Source organism: Cupriavidus sp. IK-TO18, assembly GCF_015549295.1.
Lineage (GTDB): Bacteria > Pseudomonadota > Gammaproteobacteria > Burkholderiales > Burkholderiaceae > Cupriavidus > Cupriavidus oxalaticus_A.
The window spans coordinates 105922-121351 of sequence record NZ_JADGMP010000027.1; the positions used below are offsets into that span (position 1 = coordinate 105922).

General features: G+C 64.9%; 14 protein-coding genes. 5 read left to right on the top strand and 9 right to left on the bottom strand.

What is annotated here, in order from left to right; genetic code table 11:
- Positions 1-100 precede the first annotated feature (100 nt).
- The 6 genes from IPF36_RS20175 to ppsA form a co-directional block, all read right to left on the bottom strand.
- A complete protein-coding gene (locus IPF36_RS20175; protein WP_133092807.1) occupies positions 101-349 on the bottom strand; it encodes an acyl carrier protein in 249 nt (82 codons plus the stop codon).
- Positions 346-1461 (bottom strand): dihydrolipoamide acetyltransferase family protein, encoded by a 1116-nt coding sequence (locus tag IPF36_RS20180; RefSeq protein WP_195429787.1) that lies wholly within the window; start codon positions 1459-1461, stop codon positions 346-348. The genes IPF36_RS20175 and IPF36_RS20180 overlap by 4 nt, the downstream gene beginning before the upstream one ends.
- A 61-nt stretch (positions 1462-1522) precedes the next feature.
- A complete protein-coding gene (locus tag IPF36_RS20185) occupies positions 1523-2497 on the bottom strand; it encodes an alpha-ketoacid dehydrogenase subunit beta (protein ID WP_133092805.1) in 975 nt (324 codons plus the stop codon).
- The gene (gene pdhA / locus IPF36_RS20190) at positions 2494-3516 is read right to left on the bottom strand and encodes a pyruvate dehydrogenase (acetyl-transferring) E1 component subunit alpha (protein ID WP_195429789.1); all 1023 of its coding nucleotides are present in this window, start codon (positions 3514-3516) and stop codon (positions 2494-2496) included. The genes IPF36_RS20185 and pdhA overlap by 4 nt, the downstream gene beginning before the upstream one ends.
- Positions 3513-5282, bottom strand: coding sequence for an acetate--CoA ligase (gene acsA, locus IPF36_RS20195; protein ID WP_195429791.1), 1770 nt, complete (start codon positions 5280-5282; stop codon positions 3513-3515). The genes pdhA and acsA overlap by 4 nt, the downstream gene beginning before the upstream one ends.
- Before the next feature lie 207 nt (positions 5283-5489).
- On the bottom strand, positions 5490-7895 hold the full coding sequence (gene ppsA, locus IPF36_RS20200) for a phosphoenolpyruvate synthase (protein WP_195429793.1): 2406 nt from the start codon (positions 7893-7895) through the stop codon (positions 5490-5492).
- 421 nt (positions 7896-8316) lie between these two features.
- Between ppsA and IPF36_RS20205 the strand changes: the two genes are divergently transcribed.
- Positions 8317-8781: a universal stress protein gene (locus IPF36_RS20205; RefSeq protein WP_195429795.1), complete on the top strand. Its 465-nt coding sequence runs from the start codon at positions 8317-8319 to the stop codon at positions 8779-8781.
- Between the two features lie 242 nt (positions 8782-9023).
- Complete coding sequence (locus tag IPF36_RS20210) at positions 9024-9302, top strand: DUF1488 domain-containing protein (protein WP_195429797.1); 279 nt, start codon at positions 9024-9026, stop codon at positions 9300-9302.
- 286 nt (positions 9303-9588) lie between these two features.
- Here the strand turns inward: IPF36_RS20210 and IPF36_RS20215 are convergent, their stop codons facing one another.
- Together IPF36_RS20215 and IPF36_RS20220 are read right to left on the bottom strand one after the other, a co-directional pair.
- Positions 9589-10890, bottom strand: coding sequence for an MFS transporter (locus IPF36_RS20215; RefSeq protein ID WP_165971425.1), 1302 nt, complete (start codon positions 10888-10890; stop codon positions 9589-9591).
- A gap of 187 nt (positions 10891-11077) precedes the next feature.
- Positions 11078-11887 carry a hypothetical protein gene (locus tag IPF36_RS20220; RefSeq protein WP_243736760.1) on the bottom strand — a complete coding sequence of 270 codons (810 nt, stop codon included), beginning with the start codon at positions 11885-11887 and terminating at the stop codon, positions 11078-11080.
- Between the two features lie 184 nt (positions 11888-12071).
- Here IPF36_RS20220 and IPF36_RS20225 point away from each other — a divergent pair, with 184 nt between their 5' ends.
- Genes IPF36_RS20225 through IPF36_RS20235 form a run of 3 tightly spaced genes read left to right on the top strand, consistent with a single transcriptional unit; the run spans position 12072 to position 14019 of the window.
- The gene (locus IPF36_RS20225) at positions 12072-12677 is read left to right on the top strand and encodes a nitroreductase family protein (RefSeq protein ID WP_133092798.1); all 606 of its coding nucleotides are present in this window, start codon (positions 12072-12074) and stop codon (positions 12675-12677) included.
- Between the two features lie 32 nt (positions 12678-12709).
- On the top strand, positions 12710-13336 hold the full coding sequence (locus tag IPF36_RS20230; RefSeq protein ID WP_133092797.1) for a phosphoribosyltransferase: 627 nt from the start codon (positions 12710-12712) through the stop codon (positions 13334-13336).
- Between the two features lie 26 nt (positions 13337-13362).
- Positions 13363-14019, top strand: coding sequence for a BON domain-containing protein (locus tag IPF36_RS20235; RefSeq protein WP_133092796.1), 657 nt, complete (start codon positions 13363-13365; stop codon positions 14017-14019).
- Here IPF36_RS20235 and IPF36_RS20240 read toward each other — a convergent pair.
- Positions 14016-15413 (bottom strand): nicotinate phosphoribosyltransferase, encoded by a 1398-nt coding sequence (locus IPF36_RS20240; protein WP_195429799.1) that lies wholly within the window; start codon positions 15411-15413, stop codon positions 14016-14018. The genes IPF36_RS20235 and IPF36_RS20240 overlap by 4 nt on opposite strands.
- Between the last annotated feature and the right edge of the window lie 17 nt (positions 15414-15430).

Below are 15430 nucleotides of genomic sequence, written 5' to 3' on the forward strand. Positions count from 1 at the left end.
GCACACGTACCACCACTGTTCCGCGAAGGGCTTCCCTCCCGTGCCATGTGTGCCGGGCGTGCAGGACACGGCGTTCTCTCGGCTTCGGCCCGAAGCAGGCTCAACGTGCTGCTGCGGCTTCCAGGTAGGAAACGACATCGTCAAGCGTGACGAGCCGGCTGTAGTCGGACTCCGGGATTTCCACTTTCAATGTCTCGTGCAGGGCGAGCAGGAAGCGGAGCCAGTCCATGGAATCAAGATCGACCTCCCTGCGCAGCGGACGATCCGGGCGCAGGGCCTGCGGCTCGATTTCAGGGGCGATCTCGCGCAACGTGGATACGACGATGGCGCGGATACTGGCGTTGTTCATCGGTCAAACTCCTCAGGATGTCGTAGCAGTTCTCGTAGTTCGGTGAGAAAGAGTGCGCCGCGATGACCGTCCGAGACACGATGGTCGGCCGAGAGGGTGGCTGTCAGGGCTGGCATCACTGTCACCGCACCGTCTTCCACCCATGGCTGCTCAATGATGCGACCAAAACCCACCAGCGCCACCTGGGGAGGATAGATGACCCCGAACACCTGTTCCGCGCCCTGATCCCCGAGATTGGTAACGGTAATGGTAGGCTCGGACAATTCGGCACGCCTGAGGGAACCAGCGCGACAGCGCCTGACCAGGTCGGCCAGTTCCTGCATCAGTTGTGCAACTGGCTTGCTGTCGGCATGCAGCAGCGCCGGCGCCACCAGGCCGCCCTGGCGGAGGGATATCGCGATCCCGACGTGCACCGCCGTTGCGGCGCTGAAGGCACCGTTGCGGAAGAATCCATTCAACTCGGGGAAGCGCTTGAGCGCGACTGCGACGGCTTTGATCAGCAAGACGGCTGGGAGGACGCGCTCGCTCATGGATCGGCCAGCATTTTCCCGGGTGAGCCAGGCGAGCGCAGTCCGCAACGGAATCGTCTCTGCGACGTAGTAATGAGGAATCTCGCGCTTGGCTCGCGCCATCGCGGCGCCAATTGTCTTGCGGATCTCGGCCGATCGGTCGCCTGGCGTGGCGGAGGGCTTGCGCGCCGCTTGCTCGACATCGGCCAGCGTTACCGCGCCTCCCGGCCCGGTGCCGGTGAGGGCTGCGACGTCGATCCCCTGTTCCAGTGCGAGCTTGCGCGCTGCCGGGGACACCATGCGTCGACCCGGAGTGCCGCTCGCCTGCTCTGGCCCAGATGCGCGCTGCAGGGCGCCTGGTGTTTCGCCAGGTTCAAGGAAGGTCGCCATCAACGTGCCGACGGGAACCTTGTCTCCCCGCGAAACCAGAAGCTCGGCGACGACACCGTCGTGCCACGTCTCCACCTCGATCGCAGCCTTGCTGGTGTCGACCACGGCGATGATCTGCCCCTTCTTCACGGTGTCGCCGGGCTGCACGGCCCATTCGAGCAGCGTACCCTCGTCCATGTCTGCGCCCAGCGAGGGGAGGCGGAATTCGATCATGTTGTCCTCGCCGGAGCGATGCGCCGGTTGCGGGCGCTGGAAGTGAGGGCTGCCGGCTTGCTCATGCGATCAGCTGGCTGGCGGCGGTTGCAATCTTGTCCGCCTGGGGCAGGGCGGCCTCTTCCATATGCCTGGCATAAGGAATCGGTACCTCCGCAGAACAGACCCGCGCGACAGGTGCGTCGAGTTCATAGAAAACCTGCTCGACGATGCGCGCCATCAGCTCCGCGGCGAGGCTGACGCTGCGCCAGCCCTCGTCGACGATCACCGCACGACGGCATTTTGCGACGGAGGCCATGATGGTCGCATCGTCCAGCGGACGCAGGACGCGCAAATCGACCACCTCGGCATCGATTCCCTGGGCCGAAAGCGAATCGGCGGCTTGCATCGCCTTGGGCAGGCCACCACCATACGCGATCAGGGTCACGTCCTTGCCGGGCCGCCTGACCCGTGCCGAGTGGATATCCACGACGGACGCTTCCGGAATCTCGCTTTCCACGTTGTACAGGCCTGCATGCTCGAAGATCAGCACCGGGTCGGGATCGGCCAATGCCGGCGCCAGCATGCGGCGTGCGTCCTCGACAGTGGCGGGCGCCAGGATCCTGAGGCCGGGTATGCTGGCATACCAGCCCTCGAAGCTGTGAGAGTGCTGGGCCGCGACCTGGCGGCCAGCCCCGGTGGCCATCCGGATCACCAGCGGTACGGAGAACTGCCCACCAGACATATGGCGGTACAGGGCTGCGGTATTAACGATCTGGTCGAGTGCGAGCAGGCTGAAATTGACGGTCATCACCTCGACGATGGGGCGCATGTCGCCCAGGGCCGCGCCGATGCCGGCGCCGGTGAAGCCGAGTTCCGAAAGAGGTGTATCGCGGATGCGTTCCGGGCCGAACTCGGCCAGCAGCCCCTTGGAGACCGCATAACTGCCGCCGTAGCGGCCGACGTCCTCGCCCATCAGGAAGACGCGGGGGTCCTTGGCAAGCGCCTCGCGCAGGGCTTCGCGCACGGCCTCCCGGTAGCTGAGGCGCAAGCTCATGGGGTACCTCCTGCCGGTGAGTAAACGTCCTTCAGCAGATCCTCGACAGGCTCCAGGGTGCCCGCCTCGGCAAAGGCCTCGGCCCTCGCAACCTCCGCACCAGCGTCGGTGTCCAGCAAGAGAAACTCGTCTTCCGTCAGCTTGCCTTCCGCCTTCAGCCGCGCGGTGAACGTATGAATGGGACCGCGTGTCTTCCACGCCTCGACCTCGGCCGCCTGGCGGTACAGATCCGGGTCGTACATGGAGTGAGCGCGGAAGCGATAGGTGCGCAGTTCAAGGAACACCGGCCCCTTGCCGCCCCGGACGCTGGCCACGGCATTCCGGGCAGCTTCGCAGACGGCGACCACGTCCATTCCGTCGGCCGCGAAAGCCCGCATGTTGTAGGACGCTGCCTTGGCGCAGAGGTCTGTCTGGGACTCATGACGCTCAAGAGCCGTCCCCATCGCATAGAGATTGTTTTCGCAGCAGAACAAAAGCGGGAGCTTCCACAATGCGGCCAGGTTCATCGATTCATGGAACGCGCCTTCGGCGACCGCTCCGTCGCCGAAGAAGCAGGCGGTGACACGCTGGCTGCCCTGCATTTGTCCGGCGAGCGCAAGGCCGACCGCCAGCGGGAGACCTGCGCCCACGATGGCATTGCCCCCGAAGAGCCGGGCAGCGCGGCTAAACAGGTGCATCGAGCCGCCGCGGCCTCGCGCACAGCCCTCCTGCTTGCCGTACATTTCGGCCATCAGCACGCGCATGTCCATGCCGCGAACCAGCGCATGCCCGTGCTCCCGATAGGTGGCGACCACATTGTCGTCGGGGGCGAGCGCATGGAGAACACCAACGCATACGGCTTCCTCGCCAATGTACAGATGCAGGAAGCCGCGTATCTTGCCCTCGCCGTAGCGCTGCGCGCATGTCTCCTCAAGACGGCGAATACGTACCATGTCGCGCAGCAGCGTAAGCGCGAAGGCCTTGTCATAGGGCACCGGTCCGGAAGGTGGCGGCGGGGCGGGATGCTCGATGTCCATCATGATCCGGTCTCAAGCGTGGAGGTGTCCCCCTCCGGCAGGCCAAGTTCCCGTGCCTTCAGCAATCGGCGCATGATCTTGCCACTGCGTGTTCGTGGCAATTCCGCAAGGAAGGCGATGTCCTTGGGGGCCACCGACGCGCCGAGGCGGCTCCTGCCATGACCAAGAAGCTCCAGGCGCAGCGCTTCAGAAGGTTCAAAGCCTTTGTTGAGCGATACGAATGCCTTCACCACTTCTCCCGCAACCGGATCCGGCTTGCCGATGACGCCGGCTTCGGCGACGGCCGGATGCTCCATCAGCGCACTTTCGACCTCGAAGGGGCCGATCAGGTGTCCGGACGACTTGATGACGTCGTCAGTGCGGCCGACGAACCAGTAGTAGCCGTCGGTATCGCGGCGAGCCAGGTCGCCGGTCAGGTACCATTCGTGTGCGAAGCACTTGCGGTAGCGCGCTTCCTCGTTGAGATAAGCCCGGAACATTGACGGCCAACCGCTTCTGAGTGCAAGCTCGCCCTCGGTTCCGGGGCTATCGATCAGTTCGGCGCGCCCGTCTTCGTTACGCCGCACGATGGCAGCATCCACGCCGGGAAGCGGCCGGCCCATCGAGCCAGGCTTGATATCAAAGGCTGGCGTATTGGCGATCATGATGCCCCCCGTTTCCGTTTGCCACCAGTTGTCGTGAATCGGCAGGCCCAGCACGTTCTTGCCCCACCAGACGGCCTCTGGGTTCAGGGGCTCGCCGACACTGGCGATAAACCGCAGTCGCGGGAAAGCACGCACTCTGGCTGCTTCGGTTCCCGCCTTCATCAGCATGCGGATCGCGGTCGGCGCCGTATACCAGACCGTGACGCCTTCGTCGTGAAGGATTCCATACCAGCGCTGCGCGTCGAATTCGTCGAGGTCCACAATAGACGTTATGCCATGCAGCAATGGCGCGATGGCACCGTAGGATGTGCCGGTCACCCAACCCGGATCGGCGGTGCACCAATAGATGTCGTCCGCATGAAGATCGAGCGCATACCTGCCGGTTGCCCAGTGGGTGAGCGCGGCGCCATGGACGTGCACGGCCCCCTTTGGCGTGCCGGTCGTGCCGCTGGTGAAATGCAACAGCGCCATGTCTTCGGACGTGGTAGGCGTGATCTGGCACGCGTCGGTCGCGCTGCGCATCATTGCAGCCAGGTCAAGCGTCCCCGGTATCGCGGTGGAGCCGCCGTCTTCCGCGACCAGCAGGATGTGTTTGAGGCTCGGCATGCGGTCGCGCCATGCGGCGACCTTGCGCATGAAGAGTTGGTCGGTGGTGACCAGCACCGAGCCCTTGCCGAGGTTCAGTCGCGTGGCGATCGGCTCGGGCCCGAATGCCGAGAACAGCGGCGACACCACGCAGCCGTTCTTCAGGCCGCCGAGCAGGGCCGTATAAAGCTCCGGAATGCGTCCAGCGAGAATGAAGATCCGGTCTCCCTTGCCCACGCCGAGCGCGCGCAGTACGTTGCAGAAGCGATTGGTGAGACTGGCCAGCTGTGCGTAGGTGACGGCGCGCGCTGCCGGTCCGCCCCGTGAAAGAAAGCGGAATGCGACCTTGTCACCCGCACCACTTTCCACATGGCGATCCACCGCCTGCCACGCGATATTCAACCCGCCATCGGGTTGGGCGCCGAGGGTCCTGCGGATGGCGTCCCAGGAAAATCCATGACGCTCCGCCTCATAGTCGGCAAAATTTGGCGCAACACGCAGATCCGCTGCGGTCTTGTGGATGATTGTGGATAGATCCATTCTGGCGCTTGGTCTCCTTGGGACCACTATAGGGGCGGGGGCAGGCAACGAGAAACGGGGCGGCCAGCGCTGCCCGGCCGTCCGTTACCTGAGCGGGCAAGGGCAAGTCCTGCCCGCTTAGCGAAGACATCGGACTCATGGCCTGGCAGCAGGGAATGTTCTTCGGTTCTCCCGCCATATCACTTCCATCCTTCACCTTTCTGACGCTCATACATACGAGATCCTTGTCCTCGCATGCTCGGCGGCAGCAACGTGACGCTTGACCGCGATAAAGCTATCGGGACTCACCGACATCGAATCGATGCCGCTTTCGACAAGGAATCCAGCGAACTCCGGGTGGTCGCTAGGCGCCTGGCCGCACAAGCCGACTTCGGCCCCGGCCTTGTGCGCCTCTGCGATGACGCTGCGGATCATCCATTTGACGGCGTCGTCCTGCTCGTCGAACAACGCCGCGAGTTCTGATGAGTCGCGATCCACGCCGAGCGTGAGCTGAGTCAGGTCGTTGCTGCCGATCGAAAAGCCATCGAAGCGCTTGGCGAACTCGCCCGCCAGGATCACGTTCGACGGGATCTCGCACATGACATATACGTTCAGGCCGGCTTCGCCGCGCACGAGGCCGTTCTCCGCCATGACCTCCAGTACGCGGTCCGCCTCTTTCGCCGAGCGGCAGAACGGGATCATGACGATCACATTAATGAACCCCATCTCCCTGCGCAGGCGGCAAATAGCCTGGCATTCCAGCGCGAAGCCCTCTCGATAGCGAGGCGAGTAGTATCGTGACGCGCCACGGAATCCAAGCATCGGGTTCTCCTCCCGCGGCTCGAATTCCGCACCGCCGATCAGATGCGCGTACTCGTTTGTCTTGAAGTCGCTCATGCGGACCACTACAGGACGGGGATACTGCAGAGCGGCAATTCGCCCCAGTCCGCGCGCGAGCCGGTCCACGAAGTACTCCGTCTTGCTTTCGTATCCGGCTGTCAAGCCGGCAATCGTCTGCCTGGCCGCATCGTCCTTTAGCGTGTCGTAGCGGACCAGCGCCATTGGATGGATCTTGATGTGATTACCGATCACGAACTCCATTCGCGCCAGCCCGACGCCATCGGCCGGGATCCGCCACCAGCGGAGCGCTGCTGCGGGGTTGGCCAGGTTCAGCATGACCCTGGTATGCGTTGCCGGGATACTGCCAAAGTCGATTTCGTCGACTTCATAGTCGGCAGTGCCTTCGTAGACGAAACCCTCGCGGCCTTCCGCGCAGGAGACGGTGACCTCTTGCTCGTCGTGTAGCAGATGGGTCGCATTGCCCGTACCGACGATTGCCGGAAGCCCCAGTTCGCGGCTGACGATGGCCGCGTGCGAGGTCCGCCCGCCAAGGTCGGTGACGATGGCAGCCGCACGCCGCATGACGGGCACCCAGTCGGGGTCCGTAGATTGGGTCACGAGGATGGCGCCGTCGACGAAGCGTCCCATTTCCCTTGGGCTATCGATGACGCAGACCGCGCCTGCCGCGACGGCTTCCCCGATGCTCACGCCCGATGCCAGCTTGCGGCCGGCCTTCTTGATGCGATAGCGCTTCACAGCGCTAGCCTCGCGTCGCGACTGGACGGTTTCCGGCCTGGCCTGGACGATGAACAACTCTCCGGTCTCGCCGTCCTTCGCCCATTCGATGTCCATGGGTTGGCCATAGTGGTCTTCGATTGCGCGAGCCCAGCGCGACAAGGTGAGAATCTCCTCGTCTCCCAACACGAACGACGTGCGCTCTGCCTTCGAGGTCGGGACACATTTGGTCGGAGCGCGGCTATCGCTCGTGTAGACCATCTTGCGGCTCTTGTCGCCGAGCTTCTTCCCGATGATCGGCGTGAGCGACGGGTCGGACAGAAGTGGCTTGAACACCTCGTATTCGTCTGGTTCGACGGTGCCCTGCACGACACTCTCGCCCAGACCCCAGGCGGCGTTGATCAGGACGACCTTGTCGAAGCCGGTTTCGGTGTCTATCGAAAACATCACTCCGGCGCCGCTCAGGTCGGATCGCACCATGCGTTGGACGCCGACCGATAAAGCAACCTTCAGATGGTCGAAGCCCTTCGCCTGCCTGTAGCTGATCGCGCGGTCGGTGAAAAGTGAGGCGTAGCAGCGCCGGCAAGCGTCAAGGAGCGCGCGATCACCCCGGATATTGAGGAAGGTTTCCTGTTGTCCGGCGAAACTCGCATCCGGCAAGTCCTCGGCGGTCGCACTCGAGCGGACTGCGACGTCCATGTTGACCCGTCCGGTCCTTTGGTTCAGCTCTTCATAAGCCAGACGGATCGCCTCTGCCGTCTCTCTGGGCCATTCGCCTCGGAGAATGAGCTGACGAATGGCGGCCCCGGCCTCGGCGAGGGAAACCTTGCCTTCAGCAAGTTCGCCGAGCGTCCTGGACACCGGCTCGCGCAGGCTATTCGCATGGATAAAGCGCCAGTATGCATCCGCCGTGACTGCGAACCCGGGTGGAACCTTGACACCTCCGGGCGCGAGGTTCGCCACCATCTCGCCCAGCGACGCGTTCTTGCCACCGACGCGAGGAACATCGGCCCGCCTTAGTTCTTCGAACCAGACAACCTGCGCATGTTCGTTGGACATGTGCTACTCCTTCTCGGCGGATTTATGCCGACGCCTAAGCAAGGCCAAGGTTCCGCTTGGAACGGATAACGTCCGGGAAGCTTCCAAGGGTGCTGAACAGCGCTCGCGAGCGACTGACGCATTCACACTAGTGGTCAAACGGCGCCGTGAGTTGATCCAACGCAAGCCCCCACAAGGCAGCTTAACGGCAGGCGGACGCGATGCCGCTGCTGTTGTCGCATTGAATCGCGGCGAAGCGCCGTCTACCACTTGCCCACCGCGACTGGCCGCATGAAGACGGGTGGGCCTGCGCATGTCGTTGCCCCGGTCCGAATTCCCAGCCCACCGGCGGGAGGGACTTTAGGGATTTGTTGACTGGCATCAACCTTCATATCGTTGCGACCGCTACTTTGAAAGAACCATAGCCGCAGCCGAGGTCGCCGTGTACCGCCGCATTCTTCTAGCCATCGATGGTAGCCGCTCATCCTTAGATGCCCTGGAGCAGGCAGTGTCCATGGCGCTGGTCACTCATGCCGAAGTCAGCGCCATGTTTGTCGTTGACGACAGCGACCTGCTTCTCGAGGTCAGTTCGGGCGACCGGCCGTGGCTGATGGCCGACATTATTGCCTACGGCAAGCAGGTGTTGGCTCGCGCCGGCGAGCGGCTGAGTGCCGCCGGCGTGCGCTGGAGCAGCAGGTTGGCCGAGACGCCAGGCACCCCTGCGAAGATTGCCGAGGCGATCGTCAAGGAAGCGGATCACTGGGGCGCGGACCTGATCGTAATGGGCACTCACGGCCATCGTGGCGTGCGGCGCATGGTGCTGGGCTCGGTCTCGGAGCACGTCGTCAGCAAGTCGGTTCGCCCCATAATGCTTGTCCGCCAGCGGCCAGTCGGCGATATGTCCTGACCGTTCGGTTGATGCGCACCAACCGGGAAATGCTGAGCCGCCCTACGCTGAATCCAACCAGTCCAGACATGAATCACCACAGGGTCGCATCGTGGGAAACCGCTATGTACCAGCGCATCGTTGTCGCCATGGGCAGCGTCGCGCGGCTTGATCACCCTAGTAGCCGTCGCGCCCGTCCCGCCAGTCCGCGCCGAGGAGGCGTAGGCAGGCACAGACTTTGGAGGGCAGTACGCCAGAGAGCTATGCATAAGATCGACTTTGCCGGCGAGATGCCGGATTATTGTCCGACCGGCCCAAGCCTGCAGTGCGCCGCGAAAGTAGACGGCTCGCCGGCAACCTATGAGATCACAGCCGAGGCGCTTGAAGATCATTTCGGCGCGCGTTCGTACCGCAGTGAAGATTTGCTACCGGCATTCATGAGCAACCGGCAGGACATTGAACGCGCCGCGGGAGCGCTGTTCGAGATGACAGGTGCGCGGCACATCGTGTTGCACAGCGGCCATTTTCGCTTTGCCGTGTGAGGCGAGCTCGGGCGCTAAATGGCCGGCCTTTCTACCAGGTAACTTTTCCGCGCGTGCATTCGCGTAAGTGCGGCGATGTATCGGCCGTACAGCCCTTGATGACCGTGTCCGCTTGGAGGGCGTTGACACCTCCCCGACGCGTCAGATACAGCCCGTCAAAGACAGGTACGGCAGGTTGCTGGCCAACGGTATATGGCCCTCAAATGGGCGAGAAGATGGAAGCTCTCGCTCGGCGACGGCGTTTGTTCACATGCGTGAATTCGAGTAGAGGGCCTGGTGAATGGCATTACTGGCAAGGGGGAATGGCAGTAGCAGCGCCGTTGCCGGTCTCCATTCCCACCTTGCGCTCAGCGCGCAAGGCAGCCTGCCGCCCTCGCCCGGTGTTGACCCTGCACAGCAGGCCCAGCCCGACGACGAAGTAGCTGCCGGTGATCAGCAGCGCCTGTCGGTGATCGCCGCCAGTCAGCCAGGTTGCCATGCCATAGGTCAGCGGCCCGGCGATCGAGGCCAGCTTGACCGCCAGGCCCCACAGCCCGAAGAACTCGGCCGCGCGCGAGGGCGGGGCCAGCAGCCCCACCATGGCCCGTCCGGCGGACTGGGCGGCGCCCAGGCACAGGCCGGCCACATTGGCGGCAAGCCAGAACAGCGGCGCGTCGCGCGCGGCGCGCGCCAGCAGGATGGTCAGGATCCAGCCCAGCAGCGTCAGGGCAATGGCGCGCACGTGCCCGATCCGGTCCTGCACATGGCCGAACAGCAAGGAGCCAGCCGCTGCCGTCAGGTTGACCACCAGCACCAGGGTCAGCGTCTGCTGCGTGCTGAAACCCATGGCCTGGTTGGCGTAGATGGCGGTCAGCGTGATCACCGCCTGGATACCGGCCTGGTAGAACAGGGTGCACAGCAGGAAGCGGCGCAGGTCCCGGAACTGCCGCAGCTGGCTCAGGCGTTGCCATACTCGGGCCCAGGCTACGCCGATCGCCTGCTCGCCAGCCGGTGCGGCCACAGCGATCTGCGGCGCGCCGCGGTCGCCCAGCAGCAGGAAGGTCGGCAGGCTCGCCAGGGCAAAGATGGCCGCCGTGATCAGCATGGTGACGGGCACGAACTGGCTGGCGACGTGGCCCCGGGCGGTCGCCCAGTTGACATAGAGCAGACATAGGCCCAACGTGACCAGGCCACCGATATAGCCAAGACTCCACCCCCAGCCCGATACCCGACCCAAGGCGCGCGGAGTAGAAAGCGACGGTAGGAAAGCGGCGATCAGGTTTTCGCCGCTGCTGAAGAAGAAGTTGGACAGCACTACGCACAGGATGGCCAGACCAAGGGTGCCGGGCTGTGCGAAATAGAGCAGGGCGGTGAACACCACGCAACCCGCCGTCGTCACGGCAAGCAGTGTCTTCTTGGCTGCGCGCAGGTCGGCATAGGCGCCGACTAGCGGCGCGCTGAGCACCACTAGTGCATAGGAAAGAGAAAGTGCCGCGGTCCAGGCCAGCGTGGCCCAGGGGGCATTGCCGGCCACCACGGCGACGAAGTAGGCATTGAACAGCGCGGTGATGACCACCGTGGTGTAGCCGGAATTGGCAAAGTCATACATGGCCCATGCCCATACTTCGCGCGGTCGTACGTCGGGGCCCAGGGCAGAGGGCGCATGAAGCGCGCGAGCCCGGCCATGCGATTGGGGCACGGTCATGTTCCATCCTTCTTCTCTTGCATGCTCCTCTCGTAAGGGGTTCGCGAAGCCTTTACTTTAGAGGGCTTATCTGTTCCAGTCCTTCGAGCATCTAGGGTTCCAGTACGTAGGCACCAGGGGCGTCCGCTAAATCCCGGGCCCGCGCTTGTCGCGTGCAGCGCTCTGTCGAGTGGGCCACTAGCCAGTCATGCCACGCCGGCCACCAGGAACCCTCGCGGTACTCAGCCATGTCGAGGAATTGCTCCGGGCTCAGGTAAGGCGCGGCTGCCAATCTCGTGTACACATGGTAGCGCCGGCGCGGGTGGCCTGGTTCCGACACGATGCCCGCGTTGTGGCCGCCCGAAGTCAGCAAGAAGGTCAGTTCGGCCTGGGTCAGCAAGTGCAGCTTGTAGACGGAGCGCCAGGGCGAGACGTGGTCGTGCTCGGTGCCGGCCACGAAGAGCGGCAGGTCGAGGTCAGATAGGGCGATCGGCCGCCCGCCGACGCACAGCTTGCCAGTGGCCAGTTCGTTGCCTAGGAACAGCTTGTGCAAGCATTCGGAATGCAGCCGATAAGGCAGGCGTGTGGTGTCGCGGTTCGCGTTGCGGAACACCACCTTGCCGGGTGTCAGCGCCACGTCGCGCCCGGGCAAATACTCCAGCGCGGGCCGCCCGGCGGGCAGGCCGGGCAACTCCGACAGCAACTCACTGGCGTACTGCAGCCAGTGATGGGCCCCTTGCAGGAAGTTGGCGCCGAAAGTGCTCGAGGCGGCGCTGGCGACAGCGGGGTTCATCCACCAGACATTGCCCGGTGCGAACAGGTCAAGCCATTGCCGGGCACAGAAGGCGACGATGTGCTGGTGATGGCGCGACAGGCCGTCGATATCCTGCGTCAGCGACTCCCAGAAGGCCTCGTTGCGCATGAACGCATCGCGCCAGCAACCACCAGCGCGACAAAGCCGATCAGGAACCCGAAACTGAAGATGTCCTTCTACCTCCCACGCGCAAACAGGCGTTCCTTTGATCCATCCCAAATGGCAGCGCCCGCTCGCCGCCTACGGTAATCCCAGAGGGGCCGTGCCGACCCCCGTCCTTCTGGAGCACGACGTGACACATCCCATCGTTTTATCCGAAGCCGGCGTGGAATACCTGAAGCTGCCGGCCCCGCAGACCGAAGGCGGCATGCCGCTGCTGACCGCGCTGCAGCAGCGCCGCTCGACCCGGCACTTCGCCTCGCGGCGCCTGGATGACGCGCTGCTGTCGTCCCTGCTGTGGGCCGCTTTCGGCGTCAACCGCCCGGGCACCGGCCTGCGCACCGCACCTTCGACCCGCAACTGGCAGGAAATCGACTTGTACGTGGCGCTGCGCGACGGCCTGTACGTGCTCGAACCGCCGGACTGGCGCCTTCGGCTGGTCATCGGCGAAGACCTGCGCGCGGCTACCGGCCTGCAGGACTATGTTGCCGAGGCACCATTGAACCTCGTCTACGTCAGCCGGCTCTCCAGGCTCGACGAGACCGACAAGCCTCTGCGCCAGTTCTATACTGCGCTGGATACGGGGTATATCAGCCAGAACGTCTATCTCTTCTGCGCTGCGTCGGGCCTGGCCACGGTGGCACGTGGCTTGCTGGACCGCCGCGCGCTGGCCACCGCCATGCGGCTGGAGCCCGACCAGCGCGTGATCCTGGCCCAGAGCGTGGGCTATCCGGCGTAAGCGGCCGTCCAGGCAGGCACAGGAGGAGGACCATGCCATTCATTGACAGGGCCGATGCCGCCAAACAGCTGGCCCGTGCGCTCGCTGGCCACGCTGGAGAACGGCCACTGGTGCTGGCCGTACCCCGGGGCGCGGTGCCGATGGGCGCCATCATTGCCGATACGCTAGGTGGAGACTTTGACGTCGTGCTGGTGCGCAAGCTTGGCGCGCCAGGCAACCCCGAGTACGCCATCGGCGCCGTGGGCGAGAGTGGCTGGACTTATCTCACACCCTATGCCGCCGCGGTCGGCGCCGACAGCGAATACATCGACCGCGAGCGCGCAGCCCAGCTTGAAGTGCTGCGGCAGCGCCGTGCCGCCTACACACCGGGGCGGGAGCCGATCCGCGCCACCGGACGCCAGGTTATCGTCGTGGACGACGGCTTGGCCACCGGTGCCTCGATGATTGCCGCGCTGCATGCCATCCGCGAGGAGCAGCCTGCGCGGCTCATTTGCGCAGTGCCGGTGGCGCCACCGCGGACGCTGGAGCTGTTGCGGCCCTATGCAGACGAGGTGGTGTGCCTGGAGACGCCAGCCGGCTTTCGGGCAGTGGGCCAGTTCTACCGCGACTTCTCGCAGGTCGAGGACGCGGAGGTAGTGGCATGTCTGAAAGGGCGGTAAAGACGCGTATACGCGAGGAGGCATCCATGAAGGGCGACAGGCAGCTGCAGCAAGACGTGACCGAGGCGCTGATCTGGGATCCGGCGGTCCATGGCAACGAGATCGGGGTCCAGGTCCAGGACGGCGTCGTCACGCTGACGGGGCACCTTGGGACCTTTGCCGAGAAGTACTCGGCGGAAGCGGCCGTCAGGCGCATCGCCGGCGTGCGGGCGCTGGCCGTGGAACTGGACGTTCACCTGCCCGACGATGCGCGCCGCACCGATGCCGACATTGCCCGCGCCGCGGCCAACGTGCTGTCCTGGGACGCGATGGTGCCGGCCGACCGTATCCGGATCCTGGTCGAACACGGCGTCGTGACCCTGAGCGGCGATGTCGACTGGTACTACCAGCGCACCGCCGCCGAGCACGCCGTGGCCGGACTGTTCGGCGTGGTCGGGGTCACCAATGCGCTTGCCCTCCGGCCTCGTGCCGACGCGCAGGACGTGGCGGCACGGATCCAGGCGGCCATCGCACGCCAGGCCGTCGGCGACGTCGACCAGGTGACCGTGGCGGTGAGGGATGGCGCGGTGACGCTGACCGGCACTCTGCCTACGCTGGCCGAGCGCGACGCGGCATTCGAAGCGGCCTGGTCTGCACCGGGCGTCAGCGCGGTCGTCAACCAGATCGAAGTCAGGCCCGGCTAGCTCAGGCATTCGTCCTTGCCGCACGACCGGGGTGTCGCTGCCGGACTGGCCTGCGCGGTCAGCGCATCGGCAGCGCGCGCCAGGTCTTGCAGGGCATTGCTGACGGTGACAGGATAGGGCGCCGACTGCTCCAGCGCGCGCAGGGCGACAGGCAGCGCGGCCAGTTGCTGTGCGGCATAGGCCCGGCTGGTGAGCAGCGGCACTTCTGGCGCCACACGCCGGCCACCCGTCATGCACGACTGCATCAGCGGCAGACCGTCACAGGCATCCCCCTCGATCGTCAGCGTATCGCCAAGCATGGTGCCGTCGGCGCCGTAACGACGGTAGGACTGCTTACGGCCAGGCCAGGTTGCCTTGCCTTCCGAGCGCTTGCGGCGCGGCAGGCCCGCGTACTCGGTCAGCTTGTACGCGCAATCCAGATATGGGGCGTCGGCCGAGGTGTTCATGCGCGTGCCGACCCCGAAACCGTCGATGGGAGCGCCCGCTGCCACCAGATCGCGAATGCGATACTCGTCCAGGTTGCCGCTGGCAAAGATGCTGATCGACTGAAGCCCCGCGCCGTCGAGGATGGCGCGCACCCGGCGCGCATGCTCGCCGAGGTCGCCGCTGTCGATGCGTACCGCCTTGACGGAGATCCCGCTGGCGCGCAGCGTCGCGGCCAGTGCCGCCACCTTGTGCGCGGCGGCCTCGGTGTCGTAGGTGTCGATCAGCAGCGTGGCGTTGTCGGGCTGCGAGCGCGCGAACGACGCGAAGGCCTCGCCCTCGTCCAGGTGCGCTTGCACATAGGAATGCGCCATGGTGCCGTACGACGGGATGGCGAAGCGCACACCGGCCAGCAGCGTCGCGGTGCCGGTGAACCCCGCCAGATAGCTGGCCCGGGCCGACAGCAGGCCGGCTTCGGCACCATGCGCGCGGCGCAGGCCGAAATCCACCAGCATGCGCCCCGATCCCGCCAGCACCACGCGCGCCGCCTTGCTGGCCACGATGGTCTCGTAGTGCAGCAGGTTCATGACCCGGCTTTCGACCAGCTGGGCCTGCTGGATCGGCGCGGTAATGCGCAGGATGGGCTCGTCCGGGAAGAACACCGTGCCCTCCGGCATGGCCTGGACATCCCCGCTGAAGCGGAAGTGTGCGAGCGATTGCAGGAACGCCGGGCTGAAATGCCCGGTCGACGCGAGCTGGTCGAGATCGTCCGCGCTGAAGCGCAGCCGTTCCAGGTAGGCGACCACCTGTTCCAGTCCCGCGGCCAGAAGGAAGTTCCTGCCCGGCGGCAGCTTGCGGACGAAGAACTCGAAGCTGGCGATATCGTGCATGCCGCTGTCGAAATACGCCTGCATCATGGTGAACTCGTACAGGTCGGTCAGCAGCGGGCTTTCGCAATCGGGGGTAGTCATGGCGGCTCGCGCAGGCG